16 protein-coding genes and 2 pseudogenes are annotated in these 18,629 nt (G+C 67.7%); 8 read left to right on the top strand and 10 right to left on the bottom strand.

Annotated features, from left to right (window positions below; all coding sequences use genetic code 11):
* From ACTWOL_RS00005 to ACTWOL_RS00020, 4 genes are all read left to right on the top strand, one after another.
* The coding region (locus ACTWOL_RS00005) for a Helicase associated domain protein (protein WP_474292893.1) at window positions 1–352 on the top strand (352 nt) is incomplete at its 5' end.
* 164 nt (window positions 353–516) lie between these two features.
* On the top strand, window positions 517–1,722 hold the full coding sequence (locus ACTWOL_RS00010) for an ABC-three component system protein (RefSeq protein WP_474292895.1): 1,206 nt from the start codon (window positions 517–519) through the stop codon (window positions 1,720–1,722).
* The gene (locus ACTWOL_RS00015) at window positions 1,715–2,191 is read left to right on the top strand and encodes a three component ABC system middle component (protein ID WP_474292896.1); all 477 of its coding nucleotides are present in this window, start codon (window positions 1,715–1,717) and stop codon (window positions 2,189–2,191) included. The genes ACTWOL_RS00010 and ACTWOL_RS00015 overlap by 8 nt, the downstream gene beginning before the upstream one ends.
* Before the next feature lie 200 nt (window positions 2,192–2,391).
* Entirely contained in the window at window positions 2,392–4,179 is a 1,788-nt protein-coding gene (locus ACTWOL_RS00020; protein WP_474292898.1) for a DUF3732 domain-containing protein, read from the top strand.
* Between the two features lie 677 nt (window positions 4,180–4,856).
* Here ACTWOL_RS00020 and ACTWOL_RS00025 read toward each other — a convergent pair.
* The 7 genes from ACTWOL_RS00025 to ACTWOL_RS00055 all read right to left on the bottom strand — a co-directional run bounded on the left by ACTWOL_RS00025 (window position 4,857) and on the right by ACTWOL_RS00055 (window position 10,319).
* Entirely contained in the window at window positions 4,857–6,044 is a 1,188-nt protein-coding gene (locus tag ACTWOL_RS00025) for a hypothetical protein (protein WP_474292900.1), read from the bottom strand.
* Between the two features lie 354 nt (window positions 6,045–6,398).
* Complete coding sequence (locus tag ACTWOL_RS00030) at window positions 6,399–6,764, bottom strand: helix-turn-helix domain-containing protein (RefSeq protein WP_474292902.1); 366 nt, start codon at window positions 6,762–6,764, stop codon at window positions 6,399–6,401.
* 19 nt (window positions 6,765–6,783) lie between these two features.
* Window positions 6,784–7,848 (bottom strand): tyrosine-type recombinase/integrase, encoded by a 1,065-nt coding sequence (locus ACTWOL_RS00035; RefSeq protein ID WP_474292904.1) that lies wholly within the window; start codon window positions 7,846–7,848, stop codon window positions 6,784–6,786.
* A 55-nt stretch (window positions 7,849–7,903) separates the two neighbouring features.
* Window positions 7,904–8,935 (bottom strand): AAA family ATPase, encoded by a 1,032-nt coding sequence (locus ACTWOL_RS00040; RefSeq protein WP_474292906.1) that lies wholly within the window; start codon window positions 8,933–8,935, stop codon window positions 7,904–7,906.
* Between the two features lie 410 nt (window positions 8,936–9,345).
* The gene (locus ACTWOL_RS00045; RefSeq protein WP_474292908.1) at window positions 9,346–9,672 is read right to left on the bottom strand and encodes a peptidase inhibitor family I36 protein; all 327 of its coding nucleotides are present in this window, start codon (window positions 9,670–9,672) and stop codon (window positions 9,346–9,348) included.
* A 262-nt stretch (window positions 9,673–9,934) separates the two neighbouring features.
* A complete protein-coding gene (locus ACTWOL_RS00050; protein ID WP_474292910.1) occupies window positions 9,935–10,126 on the bottom strand; it encodes a hypothetical protein in 192 nt (63 codons plus the stop codon).
* On the bottom strand, window positions 10,119–10,319 hold the full coding sequence (locus tag ACTWOL_RS00055) for a hypothetical protein (RefSeq protein ID WP_474292911.1): 201 nt from the start codon (window positions 10,317–10,319) through the stop codon (window positions 10,119–10,121). The genes ACTWOL_RS00050 and ACTWOL_RS00055 overlap by 8 nt, the downstream gene beginning before the upstream one ends.
* A 249-nt stretch (window positions 10,320–10,568) precedes the next feature.
* Between ACTWOL_RS00055 and ACTWOL_RS00060 the strand changes: the two genes are divergently transcribed.
* Window positions 10,569–11,069 carry a hypothetical protein gene (locus tag ACTWOL_RS00060; protein WP_474292913.1) on the top strand — a complete coding sequence of 167 codons (501 nt, stop codon included), beginning with the start codon at window positions 10,569–10,571 and terminating at the stop codon, window positions 11,067–11,069.
* Between the two features lie 52 nt (window positions 11,070–11,121).
* Here ACTWOL_RS00060 and ACTWOL_RS00065 read toward each other — a convergent pair whose 3' ends face one another.
* Window positions 11,122–11,544, bottom strand: coding sequence for a GNAT family N-acetyltransferase (locus tag ACTWOL_RS00065; RefSeq protein WP_474292915.1), 423 nt, complete (start codon window positions 11,542–11,544; stop codon window positions 11,122–11,124).
* A 601-nt stretch (window positions 11,545–12,145) separates the two neighbouring features.
* On the opposite strand from ACTWOL_RS00065, the gene ACTWOL_RS00070 reads away from it, so the two are divergent.
* Window positions 12,146–12,613, top strand: coding sequence for a hypothetical protein (locus ACTWOL_RS00070; RefSeq protein ID WP_474292917.1), 468 nt, complete (start codon window positions 12,146–12,148; stop codon window positions 12,611–12,613).
* A gap of 236 nt (window positions 12,614–12,849) precedes the next feature.
* Here ACTWOL_RS00070 and ACTWOL_RS00075 read toward each other — a convergent pair.
* Window positions 12,850–14,009, bottom strand: a pseudogene (locus tag ACTWOL_RS00075) (IS3 family transposase).
* 608 nt (window positions 14,010–14,617) lie between these two features.
* On the opposite strand from ACTWOL_RS00075, the gene ACTWOL_RS00080 reads away from it, so the two are divergent.
* Window positions 14,618–16,012: an ABC transporter ATP-binding protein gene (locus ACTWOL_RS00080; protein ID WP_474292919.1), complete on the top strand. Its 1,395-nt coding sequence runs from the start codon at window positions 14,618–14,620 to the stop codon at window positions 16,010–16,012.
* A 45-nt stretch (window positions 16,013–16,057) separates the two neighbouring features.
* On the opposite strand, the pseudogene ACTWOL_RS00085 reads toward ACTWOL_RS00080, so the two are convergent.
* A pseudogene (locus ACTWOL_RS00085) lies at window positions 16,058–16,218 on the bottom strand (transposase); the annotation flags it as partial.
* A gap of 683 nt (window positions 16,219–16,901) precedes the next feature.
* Between ACTWOL_RS00085 and ACTWOL_RS00090 the strand changes: the two are divergent.
* Window positions 16,902–18,251, top strand: a complete 1,350-nt coding sequence (locus ACTWOL_RS00090) for an MFS transporter (RefSeq protein ID WP_474292921.1) — start codon at window positions 16,902–16,904, stop codon at window positions 18,249–18,251.
* Window positions 18,252–18,629 lie beyond the last annotated feature (378 nt).

The raw sequence follows: 18,629 nt of genomic DNA on the forward strand, positions 1-18,629 counted from the left end.
ATGGATCCAACAGCAACGCCGCAGCTGGACCGAACTCTCCGAAGAGCAGCAGCGGCGGCTGACAGCACTGGGTATCAAGCCGCTAGAGGCGCCGTCTCCCGCCCCGACGACCGAGCGTACGACGAAGGGCTCAAGCAAGGCACAACAGGCCTTCCAACGCGGACTCACAGCCCTCACCCAGTGGGTCGAACGGGAAGGCCAGCGGCCCGTACCCCGCAAGGCAGTGGAGGTCCTACCCGACGGGACCGAGACCAAGCTCGGCATCTGGTACAGCAACACCAAAAGCCGGCGAGACAAACTCGACCAAGAGCAACTCGCCGCCCTTGCGGAGATCGGCGTCGACTGGGCATAGAGCCGGCGGCGAGGTAATGAAACCCTGACCGCAGCAGCAGAGGCAGCGCGGCCGGCTCTGGGCGGCGGCGCCTCACGGACACCGCGAGCTTGCGTGCACGTTTCTGGACGTCGACTGCGTGCACGCTGCTGGACGCAGGGCGTAGCACGCAGGGAGACTGGATCATGGCCTCTCAGGTGTCTCACGATGCGTCGGCCTCCGCCCTGGGCTACCTGTACCAGGCGAAGTGGGCGCTGCTGGAGTTGTTGCGCGGGTCGTACGAACGGCCTGACGGAGCAATCAGCCTCGAACTGCACGACGACGTGGCGTGGGAGGTGGCCGATCGTCCTGTCGATCTGCTGCAGACCAAGCTTCACCAGCGCTCAACCCGCACTCTGGGCGATCGGGATGACGATCTATGGCGCACGATCCGGTCATGGATGGATACTCACGCCCCCGGTGATGCGCAGGGGCCTTGGCTGACCCTGGTCACCACCCAACAGGCGCGCGACGGTTCGGCAGCGGCTGCGCTGCGCAGTGCGAGCCGAAAGCCTCATCTGGCTCTGCAGCGGCTTGAGGCGGCCGCGGCAGAGTCGAAATCGAAGGAAACTGCCGAGGCTCGGGCACGCTTTCTCAGACTGTCGGCCGGTGAGCGTGCGACGTTCGTGGAGCGCATGCGTGTCATCGACGGCACGCTCGGCATCGACGACCTCGATGGGGCGGTACGCAAGCGGCTGCTGTTTACGCTTCCGTCCGGCGACGGCCCGCAGACGGCGTTCATGGAGCAGTTGTGGGCGTGGTGGTACGACCAGGTCGTGGAGATGCTGCAGAAGCGGCGGACGAGCGTTTCCGTGGCGGCGGTGCATCGGCGGGTGGAGCAGATTCGGGATGACTACGCCGCTGACCGGCTCCCCACTCTGGTGGAGCGCGGTGACTGGCAGGCCGCCCAGCGAGAGGGAGTGGATTACAGCGAGCGGTGCTTCGTCCATCAGCTGCGATGGGTCAACTTGGGCCGGCCAGAGCTTGAGAAAGCGATGATGGACTACTACCGGGCCTACAACCAAGCAGCGTCCTGGGCTGACAACGACCTGATCGGTTTGGATGAACTGGTGCGCTACCAGGACGACTTGGTCGACGAATGGGAGCGGCTCTTTGCCCGCATGGTTCGAAGGCTGCCGGCAGCCGCAAGCGCGCAAGACCGGCAGGACGCGGGAGAAGAACTGCTCTGGCAGGTGCTGGACAGCGTCAAGGTCAGGATCCGGGACAAGTACGACCAGGTCTTCTTCCACCGCGGCCAGCACCATTGCTTGGCGGATGAAGCACGTGTGGGGTGGCACCCCGAGTTCCTGCAGCGGGTCCAGGACCTGACCGTCGGCGCCGTACATGCCTAGCCGCGCGCAGCAGCCGCAGACTTTCGCCGCGTTCTTGAACCCTGCCCTGGTAGGTGCAGTGCAGGCCGTGATGGCCCAGGAGTACGAGCTCAAGCGGGGGCGAGCGATGGTTTGGCCGCTGGCGATGGTCCTTCCCGTGCTGGTGCTGCATCGCTCCACGCGCGAAGCACTGCCGCCCAATATCAGGACGCACCTGCCGTCGTGGGTGGGCCGCAATCCCGCGCTGCTCGCCGGCTTCGGCGCTCGGGTCGACTCCACGCTGCCCGTGCTCCGCGAAGGGCTACGGTTCGCTCTGCGCCATGGCCTGATCCGGGTGGAGAGCGGGGCTGTCCACACCGTGCCCTTCTCCACGCGCCGCGCGGAGGGAGAGCTGAGGGAGCTGTTGAGGGCCGCTGGCCTAGTGGGCAAATGGGCTGCGACCGTAGATCAGCCTTCCACCCTCCTGGCGCTACTGGGCGTGAGAGTCTGATCACCGTGCAGCTTCGGTCAATGATCCTTTACAGCAAGAGCGGCAGGGTTCGCGAGCTGACGTTCCGGCTCGGCGAGCTCAACATCATCACAGGCAGCTCACGGACCGGGAAGAGCATCGTCCTGGACATCGTCGACTTCTGCCTGGGGCGTGACGATGCCCCCGTCTCGGTCGGCCCGATCACCAGGACCGTCGATTGGGTGGCCGTGCTGCTGCAGTTGCCCGACAGCAGGGCGTTCATCGCACGCCGGCTTCCCGCCAAGGGCAAGAAGTCCATCTCCACGGCAATGCTCGAATTCGGCTCCGCCTTGCAGCCACTGCCCTACGAGAGGTTGGTGAATAACTGCGACTCCGAGGAACTGCGACAGCAGCTCGGGCGGAGAATCGGCCTGGGTGACGCCCGCAGCCAGCTCCAGCCCGGGAGCCTGCAGGCGCCCTTCGCAGTTCACCTCGGGCACGCGGTGCCGCTGTGTCTGCAGAACCAGGACGAGATCACCACACGCAGCATCCTGTTCCACCGCCAAAGCGAACGCGACGGAGGGGCACGGCTGACCTCCACTCTGCCGTACTTCCTGGGCGCGGTCGGCGATGACCAGGCGCAAAAGCAGCACGAGCTGACGGCCGCCCGGCGCCTTGTGCGACGCAGACGGCAGGATCTGAAGATGGCCGAGACCGCCGACGGCGACATCGATGCCCACCTGCACCTGCTGCTGGCCCAAGCCCGCACGGCAGGACTCATACCGCCCGGAGAAGAGTTCGACAGCCGTGAAGCACTGCTCGACGCCCTGCGTGAAGCAGTCCGCTTCCCGTCACCGTCTGCACGCGAGGAGCCGGCCCACTCGGAACGCGTCGCGCCCCTGCAAGAGCGCCGTGCGCACCTTCGTTCTCGGCTGGGCGAGATCAGCGAGCAGCGGCAGTTCCTCATACGGCAGGAAGCCGAAGAAGACAGCTACATCCACGTGGTACAGCGCGGCATCTCCCGCCTGCACGCCGTCGACCTGCTCCCCGTCGACATCGGACCCGGGGCAGAAGGCGAAAACGCTGCGTGCCCGCTGTGCGGGTCGCATCTGCCGCAGCCCGACCCCACGGTCGAAGACATGCAGCGGACCCTCAATGATCTCCGCGGGCAACTCACCTCGGTCCGCACGGTGCGTCCTCGGCGCGAGCAGACCCTGCGGGAACTCGCCGACCAGGCCGACACCGTCCGCGAAGAGCTCCGCGGCGTCGAGGGAGCTCTCAACTCACTGGCCGAACTTGAAGCCGGCAGGGCCCGCTTCCGCGCCCAGGCCGAGGAGCAGGCCTTCCTGCGCGGCCGGATCGACGCACACCTCAGCCAGCTCCCGGACACCGGAGAAGCCTACGAAGGCAGCCTGCTGCAGTTGCGGGCATCCGTGGCGTTCGCCCAGGCCACGGTCGACGATCTCGAGGCCGAACTCGACACCGACGCCATGCAGGACCGGCTCGATCACGCCCTGAACTACATCAACACCGACATGACCGCCTACGCCCAGGAACTCAAGCTCGAGCACAGCGAGCGCAACGTCCGCCTCGACGTACGCAAACTGACCGTCCTCGCCGATACCGACGACGGGATCACCCCGCTCCTACGCATTGGCAGCGGCGAGAACTGGGTCGGTTACCACCTCGTCGCCCACCTGGCTCTCCACCGCTACTTCACTCTCCATCATCGGCCTGTGCCTCGCATGCTTTTGCTGGACCAGGTGACCCAGCCGTTCTACCCCTCCGAAGTCGCCAAAGACAGCGGCAATCCTGATCTCATCCGCTCCGACGCCGACCGCAACACCGTCCGCGGCATGTTCGAGCTGATGTACCGCTTCACCGACGACCTCGCCCACAACTTTCAGCTCATCGTTAGCGACCATGCCAATCTGCCCGACCAGTGGTACCAGGACTGCGTCCGCTACAACTGGCGCAACGGCGAAGCCCTCATCCCGCAAAGCTGGATTGACGAGCACGCTGGCTCGTAGCGGTGCACGGTGACCGGCGTACGGGGTGAGAGGTTCGGGGTCGGTGGGCTGCGGGTTACAGTGCCGCTCAGGCCGCAGGAGGGGCGGGATGCGCGACCTTGATGGCTATGTCGGTCCAGGCGGGGAGCGGCAGACGCGGTGGGCACCGTCACGGGTTGAGGTGTGGCCGGATACCTCGGTCGGAGACTGCGAGTGTCCGTGCCTCATCGCGCACCCTGCGGTTACCCGAGGCGCTTGCGACGGAACTGCCCCTATCGCTGCTCGTGCCATCACGTACGAGGGCCTCAACTCTTTCTTCCCCGTAGCGCTGTGCGCCGTGTGCGCCGCGGCTCAGCTGTCGCGCATGGACAAGGGGCGTTGGGAGCGGGTTGTTCCTGCTTCAGAAGTTCGGCGGGGGGAGCTCTTCGAGTTCGGCGCCTTGATTCTGGCCGTCGCTTTGATCTGGTGGTTCACCAGTGTCGAAATCGCTTTGGCTCTTGCGGTCGGACTCGGTGTCGGCCGATCGTTGAGCGTCCGGAACCGAGGGTAGCGCCCCCGCGCTTTGACGCGGGGCCCCTACGGTCAGGCCGGCAAGCCCCGAAGAGTGAACGGTACCTGCGGCTTCGGCAGCCGGGAGCCCGACTCGGGATCCCAGCCACTGCAGAAGGCGCAGTACCCGCACGGGCGGGCGCGTCTTGCTACACGTAGTGGGCAGCTCCGGCATAGGACATCCCGAGTGCTGCGGTGAGCTGTTTGATGTCGAGCTGGTCAGCGAGGGTGAGCAGCCGTGTGGAGCGCAGGATGCGCGGCAGCAGGCCGACCGGGGCAAGGCTGTCACGGATGTGTGCCGCTCCTGCCGGTGCTCTCGTGGTTCTGGTCCGACGTGTCACCAGAACATGCGGGTTGTCCGTGCCCAGCGAGGCCCGATGGCTGAGGCAGCGCGTCAGTGCGTTCCACGTGGACGTATCAAGTGCAAGGTCGATGGAGCGTCCTGGGAAGCGCACCGCCTGGCGGGCAGGGGTGAGGTCATCGAGGGTGAGGAGGCGCAGTTCGGTGGTTGTGGCGGCGTGGAGGAGTGCGGCCAGGCCGATGAACGCCTCTTGCGGGTGCATCTCATCAGGCCCGTTCCAGCGGCGGTAGAGGATGCGCTGCTCGTCCAGGGTGAGGGTGGCGCCCCTGAAGCCGCGCTGCTGCGGGGCGTCGAGGGAGGCGGCCGGGTTGTGCAGAACGGCCCGGGTGCGGTGAGCATGGGCGAAGAACTGGTGCAGGCCCGTGAGCCAGGAGGCTCTGCGGGCGGGGTTTTGGGCGAGGAACGCCTCCAGGTCGCCGGTGGTCAGGGACGCCCACGTCCGGTGGCCTCGGTCTGTGGCGTGGAGCGCGAGGTCCCGAACGGCGTCGAGGCGGATCTCGATGGTCTTGAACCGGTTCGGGCGCAGGCCAAGGCGCTCTGCGTTCTCCCGCCGGGCCACCAGCGTCTCGGCGAAAGCGCGTACGGCGGGGCGCAGCGGGGTCGGGACGGCTTCGATCCGGCGCTCACGGCGGGACGCAGCCCGCCTGCTTGGGACATCGACGGGGGCGTCGATGAGGTGGTGGGCGTGGAAGAAGTCCGCCATCAGTTGGTAGAGCCAGGGGCGGGTGCGGCGTGCTTCGGCCAGCAGGCTGGGCGGGCAGGTGGAGTCTGTGTCGATGACGAGGCGGGCCGTGTGAGCAAGAGCGTCCGCGCCATAGAAGACGTTACGGTGCATCGCCAGATGCGCGGCGAACGCTTCCCACCATGCCGGTGTGCGGGGCATCCGGCGGGCCCAGCCGGCCGCGCGGGTCCGCACCGTGTGAGGCGAGTACTCGTAGCAGCGCTTGCACATGCCCCGCGCCCACTGCGACTGCACACCGCATCCTGTACAGGGAGCAGGCGGCTCTGCTGTCGCTGGATCGGAGCACGGACGGCACTGCTGCGTCGCCGCATCGAGATTGCGGCGGCGCCCGCAGCGCTGGCACGGGCCGCGCCCGTGTGTGCCCGCGGCTTTGCGTCGGCACGCCGCACACATCTTCTCAGCCGAGCGTCTGCCGCTCCCGCACCCAGGACACGTCCGAAGGCACCAGGCACACAGGCCCGAGCCCGCGCGCAGCCGGCGCAGCTTCGTGCAGCCAGGACAGCGGCCCTGCGCGCTGACAGGGGCGAACACTGACATTGATCTTGAACCTGCCAGGTAGAGGGGTGGGCGGACAGCCACCAGCAACGGTCACAAGGGAGGCAGTGACCGCCTCCCGGCGCCCCTCAGCGGGGCAGGTGACGAATTCCCGTCCGCCGGCCTCGCCTGAACGGACACCGAGGCCGGCGGCGGTGCTGGGGGATCCAGCACGAAGAGATCCCCAGGAGCACAGTCCAGGGCCGTACACAGGGCAGCCAGGGTGGACAGCTTCACCTGGGACGGCTGCTTGGTGAACAGAGCCGACACCGATGCCGCGGACAGGTCCAGTCCCGCCTTCTCGGCCAGCAGCCGCCGCAGCTGGGTTCCCGTCCACACACCGCGCTCCGCGGCCGCCATCCGCAGCCGCCACTGAACGCCTGTCACCAGGACCGGGAGCTCGGGTTCTGTCGAGGTCACGCCGCCCGCCTCTCCACGCTCAGCCGGCCAGCACATGGACAGCCGAATCAGTGGCACGCCGCCAGGAATCCTCGACGAACCGCTGCGACGGCTTCACATACGCCATCGTCGAGGCGATATGCCGGTGCCCGAGGAGCTGCTGGACGGCGATCAAGTCCATGCCCCGCTCGTACTGGTGCGTCGCGCACGCCCGGCGCAGCGCGTGCGGCGTGAACCGCTCACCCCGGGGCGCGCCCTCGAGATCGAGAAGACGGGCCAGGCGATCGCGGACCGTCCCCGTCTTCATGGGCCGGCCATCCTCGTCGCAGAAGAGCGCCGGGGTGGTGGGGAACAGCGGACGCACATCGGCCAGGTACCAGGCCAGAATCCGGTCCAGGCCCTCCAGCATCGGCGCCCACCGCGGGCGCGGCCCCGACGTGTTCGCCGCCTTCCCGAACCTCACATGCAGCTTCCCCGACGGCCCGAACCCCGGTTGCACATCCGCCTGATCCAGACGCACCAGCTCGCCCACCCGCACTCCCGACAGATACGGCGTGCGCAGCATGGCGTAATCCCGTGCCGCGGCTCGGTAGTCGCAAGCGACCGCTACCCGAGACCGGGCGAAGGCGAAGAACACATCCAGGCGCTCCCTGCCGGGAGGCAGTCCCACCGCGGCGTCGTCACCGGCATGCCGCACACGATTGAACCGATCCAGCCCGCCCCCACCGGCCGATACCCCGAACAGGGCACGGACCTGTACCGCGTACCGCTCCGCGACGAAAGCGTGGAAGTCACGGAGCATCTGCAGGTACTGCCGGCGCGTCCCCGCCGCCAGACCAGCCACCACCAGAGCGTGGAGCATCTCATCCACGTCCTCGGCCTCCACCGCCCAGACCGGGCAGTCGAAACGCCCCAGCACACGGGACAGGAGAGACGTGTACCCGCGGACCGTCGTCGCAGCGAACCCGCGCACCACCCACGACCTGGCGAACGCCTCAGCGCAACCGGCCTGGAACACCCACGGATCCGCCCCAAGGTCCGGATCGGCCAAACCGCCTCCGACGAGGCGCAGCCCGCCCCGCTCCCCCACCCTCACCCGCAACACCCCGAAGATCGCCGGTTAAGGCAGCACCTGAGCACCCATGCCACCACCGACGAACTCAACGACCCACCGAAGAAAACGACACCCCGCCAGCAAAACAACCCACCCATCCACACGATGGCGGCGTCAGCCGCTGGGCGTCATCGATGAACAGCACACCCGGCTCGGCCAGAGCCCGCGTCAGAGCCTGGCTGGCCGGTCCGGCCCGGTGCGGCAGCGCCCCCGACGGCAGCCCGAGCGCTTCACACACCGAGGCCCGCAGCTGCGGCAGACCGGGCCCCACGCCGGCCACCGCCCGCCACACCGGCACCCGGCCGGGGAGAAGATGCAACGCCTGCTCGACGGCGACCGTCTTCCCCAGGCCCGTGTCCCCGTACACACAGCACATCCCGCGGGCCGCGACCGTATGCCCCACAGCCTCCGCCACAGCGGCCACCTGCCGGGTCGACACCAGCCGGGCCCCCGGCACGTACAACCGCACACCGCGGCCCCGCACCCCCGCATCCGCGGCGCCCTCTGACACCGGCACGTCGGCGGGCGGCCCGTCGACAACAAGCGGACCACCCGCCCCGTCCACGAGCCCCAAATCCGCCAGTGCCCGGTCATACCGGCTCGGCTCCAGCCCTACCCGGGCCCCAGCCGGACAGGCCACTTCAAGAACCCGGCCCGCCCCCAGATCCCGCTTGATCACCCGGTGCAACGTCGGCAGCGAGGGCACACACTCCGCACCCCACCCCTCCAACGCCCCCTCCTCCCGAGCCCGGAGCATCCTGCGCCGCAACTCCGCGACGTTCCCGCCCGCCTCCGCGAGGACCTCCCACAAGGCGTCGCTCAGCGAAAACCCGTCCTGCCGCGGCCGCGCCTCGACATGGCCCCGGCGCCCATCGGCCAGCCACCGCCACACCGTCCGCTCCGACACGCCCGCCAGCTCCGCCGCGATCCCCACATGCAGCCGCGACAGCGTCCCCTCCCCATCCACCGCAAGAAGCCGCTGTACCACCACACCCCGCGCCAACGGCGCACCCCCGGCCGGCACAACAGCAGCCGATCCCGCCTCGGCCTCACCCGCCGAACCCCCCTGAACCGTCATACAGGCCAGCCCACCCGACCCCGCCAGCCCCTCACGTAGGAACAGCGAAAGCCATGACAGCCAGCAACCAACCTGCTAGCCGCCCCACAACAGCCGCTTGGTCACCCCATGACATCGACCGCAACCCCGTCCTGGACCCACTACCAGGACACCCACATCACGAGCCCGCTGACGCCCACCCGCTGCCACCCCACCGCCCACTCACAAGCGCCTTCATGTGCTTATGGACGGTGGAGGGCGAGCGCCCGGCGAATGTGGCTACGCGGCGCTGGACCCATCCGTTGGCATGGCCGTAGCGGATGCGGGCGTGGGCCTGGGTGTCGGTCGGGAATCCAGCCGTAAACACGAAACACCCCCAGGCCAATTCACGCCCGAGGGTGTTTCGCGGTCCCGCGATTTACGCGACCGCGTCAGCTTTGAACCCATTCGACCCGTTCGACGGTGTCATTGTGCTCGGCGGGTTCCTCCAGGGACTTGCCGGCCTCGAGGATGCGGGTGCCCTTGCTGCTGATCAGCTTTGCGTCGCTCTGGGTCTGGTTGACCCACGAGGACACGTTCTTCGTCATGCTGCCTCCGTCCGCAGGCAGCTCGCTGAGGGCCACCGTGTACCCTGCGCCGATCCCATAGGCGGGGCCCTTGCGCCCGTAATGCTTCCACAGCCCCAAAGTCGCCGGAGGGCACTCGCTGCCCTCGATCACAACCACACCAGCAGGCAGCCTTGTCCCCTGAGTCGTCACAACTCGCTCCTTCCCTCCGGCCCGCCGACCCGATGGCAGGCAGCACCACCCCCATCCCACTCGAAAACGGCACAAAACGCACTCCAACAGACGGCAACCCGAGACCAGGAAAGAAAAGTTAGGCCGATCGGCGGAACATCAGTGCGCGGGGTGCCAGTGGGTGAACGCATGGTCGGAGGGGCATCGGGATTTGCCAGCCGCGCAGGACGACCCGGACTACCCGGGACCGGCCGGAGCCCGGCGACGGCTGTAACAGCCGGGCCTACGGCTCTTCGGTGAACTCCGCCTCGGTGTAGCGCCCACCCATGTACGCCATGTGATTCACCGCGGTCCGCATCGCCGCCTGGGCCGCCTCGAGACCTTCCTGGACATTCACGAACGCCCGCAGCGTGGACGACACGGACGTATCCGGCTGGACCGAGGCGTCCACGCGGATCCCCCCAGCTTCATCCATCTTCTTTAAGAGCACGTGCCAGTTGCTCGACTGACTGCCGAGTGCGGAGCAGGACCGCGCTCAAGCCCTCCGCCGTGGCGGCGATGTCCTGCGGGTTCGAGAACGCGTTGCGGTCGTACGACACATGGCTGAGCCGGCGGATTACGTCGCTGGCCGTCTGCGCGATCTGTCGGGGTTCCTGGGTCAGGTCCATGCCGGGCAGTCTTCCAGCGGGCACCGACATCCGTGCCGGGAACGGACTGGAGTCCTCGCCCAGGCTCAGCGGACGGGGACACCGCGGCCGGGGGTGACATGCTTCGCGACATGGAGTCGCACACGAGCCACACGCGTCTACTGCGAACCACCCATCACCGCAAGGAAAACCGAGATCAGGCAGGAAGGAACGGTGTGCTCTCATCCCTTCGGGCGGCACCGAATGAGTGCCGAATACCAGGGGGCAGCCATGAACATCCGGATCGCGCGCGCCGTCGGCGTGGCCATCATCGCCGTGACCGTGCCCCTGACCGGCTGCAGCAAAGACAGTGGCGCTGACGACGCACAAACGAAGGCAAAAGTCGCCGAGACCGCCCGGAAGTTTCAGCAGGCCGTCCTCAAGAGGCAATGGAAAACCGCCTGCGAGGCCCGGACCGAACTCCTACGGCAGGGCACCGTTGCCGAGTGCGTGGAGATGACCGCCACCCCCAGCACCCACGACTTCTCCGATGCCGAGCTGAGCACGGGTGAACCATTCGCAGTCGACGCCCACGGAAAGCACCCAGCAGGCATGGGCCTCCTGCTGTCCGTCGAAGCCGACCCAGCACGGGGCCTCCGCTGGCACACCGCCATGCGACTCGTGCCCGACGCCAACGGAAAATGGCTCATCGACCAAACCGTCCACCTCAGCGACGAACCCCAGGCCCCCGACACAAAGACCGTCCACGCCGCACTACGCGAGCGACGCTAACGCTCTAGGCATAGATGGTTCCGGCTGAACACTGCAGACGTGGACCACTCCGTCAGATAAGCGGCCTGACCCAGCGGCTCCACTGCTTCTCGGCCTGGTAACCGGCGGCGTGCCAGGCATGCTGACCGAGCTCGTTGTGGTCCAGGACCATCGCATCGGCCCGGCGGCCGCCGAGTGTCACGAAGCGTTCGTGGGCGGCCGCGAGCAGTGCGGCGGCGATGCCCTGGCGGCGATGGTCCGGGTCGACGGCCAACCGGTACAGGTGGCAGCGCCAGCCGTCGTAGCCGGCGATGACCGTGCCGACGATCGCTCCGTCGCGTTCGGCGACCAGCAGAGCCTCCGGGTCACGGACGAGGAGACGGGTGACCCCGTCCGCATCATCAGTGATGCTGGCGCCCTCAGCAGACCGGGCCCAGAAGGCCAACAGGGCCGAGACCTCGGCAATACTCACGGCACGAATCTTGATCTTGTCCATCAAGGCTGTCTAGCAGGAGCAACACCAACCACACACACAATTTCAGCTGTCGGACACCCACTCCACGACCGGGGAAACGAGGGGTGCAGAGGGCAGGCCCTCCCGGACGCTGACCGGCCACGGTGTCGAGGCCACGCCCTGCGACAGCCTCCCACCCAGCCGGAGTACGGCGCCCTGTAGGGAGGTCAACCGCAACGTGACGACATCCAACGCGCCGTGTCCGGATCAACTTGGCGGCATCCCCAGGTTGTTGAACGGAAGGATGCACAAACCGACCGCGCGCAGCCGGCGACCGACACGACCAGGATGTGACACCCATCGCCGACGCACCGAAGAGGCCCAACAGCAGATCGGCCGCGCGCTGCGCATCGGAGGGCATCGGGGAAAGGCTGTAGGTCACGGGTCTACCTCGCATTCGAGTGGGCCTTCTCCGCACGGCGGGTGCCACTTACCCGCCACAGGGGCCGGGCCGCAGCCGGTCGGGCCACGCCCCGGTGTCGGGGCATCAGGCGGGGCGTCAGCGTACTGCATGCCCGGCCTCGGCGATCAGGACCGCAGAACCCGGCAGCTACAAGGACACGCATGCCTACACTCCAACCGCATGGAGTGTATGACGCTCGCGGGAACAGGTCTGGGCGCAATCGTGGGCGTGGGGGCGACACTGCTCGCCGACCGCGTGCGATGGAAGCGGGAGAGCCAAGCACGTGAACAAGAGACACTGCGACTGCTCTACGCGAAGTACCTAGAGGCAATCGCCTCAGCCCGTGACGAGATATCCCGAGCGAGCGCCGACGTCGGACAGCCACTAACCGAGCGGGCACTGGCCGCCCGCCAGGCAATGCGCGACCACGAGGTCTTCGCCAAGCAGTACCAACTGGAGCTATCAGCACCCCTCGCCGTGGCGGAGTTAGTGGTCTCAGCAACCCAAGCCCTGGTCAACTACCGCGACGCCGTCGCCAGCGGAGCCACACGCGAAGACGACACCTGCACAGCAGCACGACGAGCATTCCGAGCCGCCCGCAAAACCCTGATGAACGCCATGCGCGCCACCCTCTCCCCCACACCCTGACATCCCACCCCCACCACCCGCCCCACCCGGCCGGACACAGAAGGACGCACCACCCGCCCCTGCCCGGACCAGATGCCCCTCGAGGGCGGCCGTTCCACGCCCCGACGACGGCACCCGGACGGGGGCACCACCCACGGGCACCGCCGGCAACCGAGACAGTCAAGGTGCGAACTCGGGTCTGCTGCACGATCGGGTGATCTTGGCCTGCCCCACTGTTTGGGTTCCAGCTGCGGTGGCTAACTGGCGGCGGGGATGGTGTCTTGTTGGGAGAGTAGTTCGTACTCGATCGGGGTGCGGTAGCCCAGTGCTGAGTGGCGCCGCTGTCGGTTGTGGAAGACCTCGATGTACTCGAAGATCGCGTTCGCCAACTCGACCCGGGTCTTCCAGCGTTTGCGGTTCAACAGCTCGATCTGCATCGAGGACCAGAACGACTCCATCATCGCGTTGTCCAGGCCGTCTCCGACGGTGCCGAACGATGGCAGGAGCCCGGCGGAGCGGATCCTTTCCCCGAAGACCCAGGAGGTGAACTGGGTGCCGTGATCGGCGTGCACTATCCCGCCTGGTTCGGGGCGCCGGTTGCGGAGGGCCATGTCTAACGCGTTGACCACGAGGGTGGAGTCCTGTCTGGAGTCGATCGACCAGCCCACGATCTTGCGGCTGAACGCGTCCAGGACCGCCGCGCAGTACACCCACCCTTCTCTGGTGCGGTGTTGCGTGATGTCGGTGACCCACAGCTCGTTGGGACGCAGCCGATGGAACTTGCGGTTGACCAGGTCATCGGCGGTGACGACACCCCGCAGGCGCTTGATCCGCACCGGTCCGGGCAGTCCGTAGATCCCGGCCTGTGTCATCAGCACCGACACGGTTCTCGAGCACACCTGGATGCCCATGCCCAGGGTGAGCTCGGCGTGGACGCGGCGGTAGCCGTAGGTGCCGCGTGAGGCGACGTGGACCTCCCGGATCAGCCCGGTCAGCCACTCCCGTCGCAGCTGCCGCGGTGTGGTCGGGGTGCGCTTGTGTTTGTAGTAGTTCTGCCGGGCGACCCCGAGGATCCGGCAGCATCGGTCGACCGGTGCCCCGGCATCGACGAGACGGTCGATCACCGGGTAGAGCCTTTTGGGGCCGGCTTGTCCTCGCCGAGGAACTTGGCGGCCTTGCGGACGATCTCGAGCTCGGTTTCCAGCTCGCGGATTCGTCGCCGCGCTGCACGCAGCTCTGCGGACTCCTCCGAGACCCTGCCAGGGCGCCGGCCGTTGTCGATGTCGTCCTGGCGCAACCACTTCGACAACGTGACCGGATGGATGCCGAGATCAACGGCGGTCTGCTTCTGTTCTTTTCCTGCCCGCACCAACGCGATGGCGCGGGCGCGGAACTCAGCGGGGTAGGCGCGGGGCATGTCCGGCAGCCTTTCGTGAAGGCCGTCAGTTAGCCAGCAGAACTGGAACCTGAGAGGTGGGGCAGGTCACGCTGTCACCCGATCATGCAGCAGTCCCAACTGACCAACAGCCACACCGACGCCCCAAAGCGAGAACACCGCAGCTCACAGACCTGTCCAGCTCCAGCCCGCAAGCAACGTCAGCCGATCCGCCAGCACACAGCACACCGCCGGACCCAACCAGCCAACTGATCAGCCCAGCTCAACACCCCCGACCCGATCAGAAAGAACGAACCGCGACAGTACGGCGAGCTGCGCGCCAACAGCGCCTCACCGCGCAGACGACCCCTGCCCGGCCCTCAACTGCGGTCCCTGATCGACGTCAGCAAAGCACGGACAGCTTGAAGCCATGGCGGATCGTGTGCCGAAACGCGTTGGCCTGCCCGCCGTATCAGCCGTGGTGTCCAAGCAGATCACCCCTATTGGCCTGCACATTTCAGGAAGGAAGAGGTTCAGTGGGAGCACAAGCTCTGCACCCCGGACCCAGGCTGTGCGGCCAGCCGTCGGACACGCACAGGGACTTCCGCCGTGGCCCGCATCTCGGATAGTTTCCAGTCATCAAGCCTCTTGTGCAACACAGCCGCCTTTCTGTCTCGGAATTGCAGGTCACACGCATGACACGCGCTATCTCGCTGCTCGGCGTTGGCAAGACATACCGACAAACGATGTGGGCCGTCCGCGACTTCTCGCTGCAGATCGACCCCGGTGAATTCATTGTGCTGCTGGGTCCCTCGGGATGTGGCAAGTCCACCGTGCTGCGGATGATCGCGGGGCTCGAAGAGATCACCGAGGGAGAGCTTCTGCTCGACGGCGAGCCGGCGAACCATCTCATGCCCGCCGAACGCGATCTTGCGATGGTCTTTCAGAGCTACGCGCTCTACCCCCACATGACCATCCGGGGCAACATCGGCTTTCCACTGAAGGTGCGGGGACTCGGTGAGGCCGCCGGCCCGCGGGTCGAGGCCACCGCCCGGATGCTGGGTGTGCATGAGCTTCTCGACCGCTACCCCGGCCAACTCTCCGGAGGTGAGCGGCAGCGAGTGGCCATGGGCCGCGCCATGGCCCGCCGGCCTTCGGCCTTTCTGATGGACGAGCCGCTGTCGAATCTCGACGCCAAGCTGCGGAGCAAGCTGCGGGCAGAGATTGCCCATATGACCCGAGAGCTCGGTGTCACGACGGTCTACGTCACCCACGACCAAGCCGAAGCGATGTCCCTCGGCCAGCGGGTCGCCGTCATGCGCGACGGCGTCCTGCAGCAGGTCGACACACCGCGCATGGCCTATGCCCGGCCCGCGAACGTGTTTGTCGCCGCGTTCATCGGCACCCCTCGCATCAATCTGTTGGAGGGAGTCGTGTATGCGCCGCTCGCCGGGCGGATGTCCATCATGCTCGGCCGGCAGCGGCTGACTCTCCCCGATCCGCTCAGCCATGACCACCAGTTGCTACGCATCCAGCAGGGCCGGCCCGTCATCGTGGGGCTGCGTGCCGAAGCCGTCCGGATCGGTCACCCGGACGACGCGCTGCCCGGTGAGGTACCCGCCAGCGGCATCGTCGAGCACGTGGAGTACCAGGGGCACGAGGGGCTGGTGCACCTCAACACCGGTTCCCGGCCCGCCCTGATACCGGACCTGGAATCACCACGGCCGGCAGGCGGATCCCACCATCGGGCGGTTCGTGGTAGTCGCGTCCTCACCCGGTTCAGACAGGGCACCGATCGGCTCAGCGCGCCGCTGACACCAACCGCACCAATGGTGCAGCCTGCATCAGGACCGGCACCGTCGTATGCCCCTGACACCGTGAGCATCTCCGCGGGCGATCTGATCGTTCGCACCAGCCAGGATTTCCGCGCCCATCACGGCGCCCTTGTGCCTCTCCTGATCGACATGAACCATCTGTACGTCTTTGACCACCACGGCCGACGCATCTGCCCCGCCCCGGACGCAGAGCCCGGCCTCGAGCAGTAGGACCAGGTCCTGCGCGGTGAGGCTGCGGAAGCGTTTCCAGCAGCAGATGGCGGCGGCGAGCCCGAGGAAGGCCAGGTAGTTGCCGGGGTGGCGTGCGTAGCGGTGGTTGGCCGACGGTAGCTGTTCAGCCAGGAGATGGTGCGTTCGATGACCCACCTGCGGCGGCCGAGACGTTCGCTTGAGTCGATGTCCTTGCGGGCGATCCGGACGTCGGTGCGCTTTTCCCATAGCCATTTCCGCAGGTGAGGGATGTGAGGTCCGCCGGTTGAGCCGGCGGCGGACCTGCTGGACGAAGAGTTGAGCGGCAGCTGGTCCACCAGGCCGTCTGCCGGCGCCGAATCCGTCCATTCCGCGGGTACGGCAGCTCATGGAGGCTGGCTTGCCGCGCTACGGGTGGCGTCCCATCCCCGTCAATCTCACGGAGTTTCCGTGATGCACAACGGCCTCGGGCCCGGAAGGCTTGACCCGCGAGGGGGTCTGCCCCACGTGGCTGTCGATCTCGCCGGAACGGTTCGAAGTCCAAGCAAGCACTGCTCCGGACGGGCCTACAGACGCACCCACGTGAGCGGACCGCGCATACGCGGGTGAAGCCTTGGGATCGGTGTCCGGCGGTCCGCCGCGGACTCGCCTATCGGGAGGCACTCACCCGGATAGGCGAGTCCGCGGATGGAATGTGTCCGCCTGACCGGTTGCGTTTCCTCAACTGGCCCAGCTCATCGAGGACTCGACCAGGAGGAGCGTGAGGGTACGTGCGGAAGGGCGGCGCCCGTCCTGGAGAAACTCGCTCACGCCGACGCAAGGATCATATGAGAGAAGAGGCGAGACCCCATTGAGTTCGGCCGCCGCATCAGATGCCGCACCCGAACCGACCACCCCTGATCAGACCGCCGTGCCGGCCGACCCGTCGACCCCGAAGGACGCGGACACCGCCGTGGGCGCCAGCGAGCCGGCCGGCGCGTCCGACCGCGGCGGAATGTTCCGCTCGCTGCGCAACCGCAACTACCGGCTGTTCGCCACCGGCAGCCTGTTCTCCGACACCGGCACATGGATGTCGCGCATCGCCCAGGACTGGCTGGTGCTGAGCCTCACCGGCTCCTCCTTCGCCGTGGGCATCACCACCGCCCTGCAGTTCCTTCCCATGCTGCTCTTCGGGCTCTACGGCGGCGTCATCGCCGACCGCTACCCCAAGCGCAGGATCCTGCTCGTCACCCAGGCCGTGATGGGCCTGCTCGCCCTCGCCCTCGCCGTCCTCACGCTCAGCGGCGCCGTCCAGGTCGGGCACGTGTACGCCATCGCCTTCGGCCTCGGCATGGTAACCGTCGTCGACAACCCCACCCGGCAGGCCTTCGTCGTCGAGATGGTCGGCCCCTCCGACGTCCGCAACGCCGTCTCCCTCAATTCCGCCAACTTCCAGAGCGCCCGGCTGATCGGCCCCGCCGTGGCCGGGGCGCTGATCACCGCCGCCGGCAGCGGCTGGGCCTTCCTCGTCAACGGCCTGTCCTTCCTCGCCCCGTTGACCGGCCTGCTGCTGATGCGCCGGTCCGAGCTGTATGCCGTGCCCTCCGTGCCCCGCGGCAAGGGCCAGCTGCGCGAGGGGCTGCGCTATGTCGCCGGGCGGCCGCAGCTGATCTGGCCCATCGTGCTGGTCGGCTTCATCGGCACGTTCGGCTACAACTTCCCGATCTGGCTCACCGCCTTCACCAATGACGTCTTCCACGGTGACGCGGGCATGTACGGCCTGTTCAACACACTGCTCGCGGTCGGCTCGGTGATCGGCGCCCTGCTCGCCGCACGGCGGGGCAGCACGCGGCTGCGGTTGCTGGTCGGCGCCGCGCTCGGCTACGGCCTGCTGGAAGCCGCGGCGGCGCTATCGCCCACCTACTGGCTCTTCCTGGTGCTCATGCTGCCCATCGGGATCGCCGGCCTGACCTTCAACACCACCGCCAACGCCGGCGTCCAGCTCGCCACCGACCCCGCCATGCGCGGCCGCGTCATGAGCCTGTTCATGATGGTCTTCGGCGGCACCCCCCTCGGCGGGCCGCTCGTCGGCTGGATCACGGACGTCTACGGCGCCCGGACCGGCTTCCTCGTCGGCGGCCTGGTCGCCGCGGCGGCCGCGGCGGGCGTCGGCCTGATCCTGGCGCGCGTCGCCGGACTCCGGGTCAAGATCGACCTCCATCCCGGGAAGGACCACAAGCTCATTGACTTCGTGCCGCGCGAGTCCGCCTCGTCCCTCTGAGGCGGCTGAGCCGGAACCGGTCGCAGCGAGTGTGGGCGGGGTTGGTACCGCGCGGCCGCGGTGATGGGGAGCCTACCGGTGGCCTACGCCTCCACTTGCACGATCGCCGCGACGTAGCCAAACGGTTGTGCCCGGTCGGCCCGGCCACGCTGTGGCCGGGGCGCGGGGAAGGCCGAACAGCGCACCCGCCACTGCGCATACGCCGCGGCGACCTCCGCCACCGGCAGCCCAGGTCGGCACTGGCAGCGAGAGAGAGAAACCGGCCGGCGATGATCCACCCCGTCTTTCCGGCAGGCGCTCCCGCCGCCGACCCGGCCACCGCACTGCCGAGCTACTCGACGGCGTATCGGGCGAGGCACTCCGGACGTTCCGCAGGCG

This window comes from Micromonospora sp. IBHARD003 (assembly GCF_056106285.1).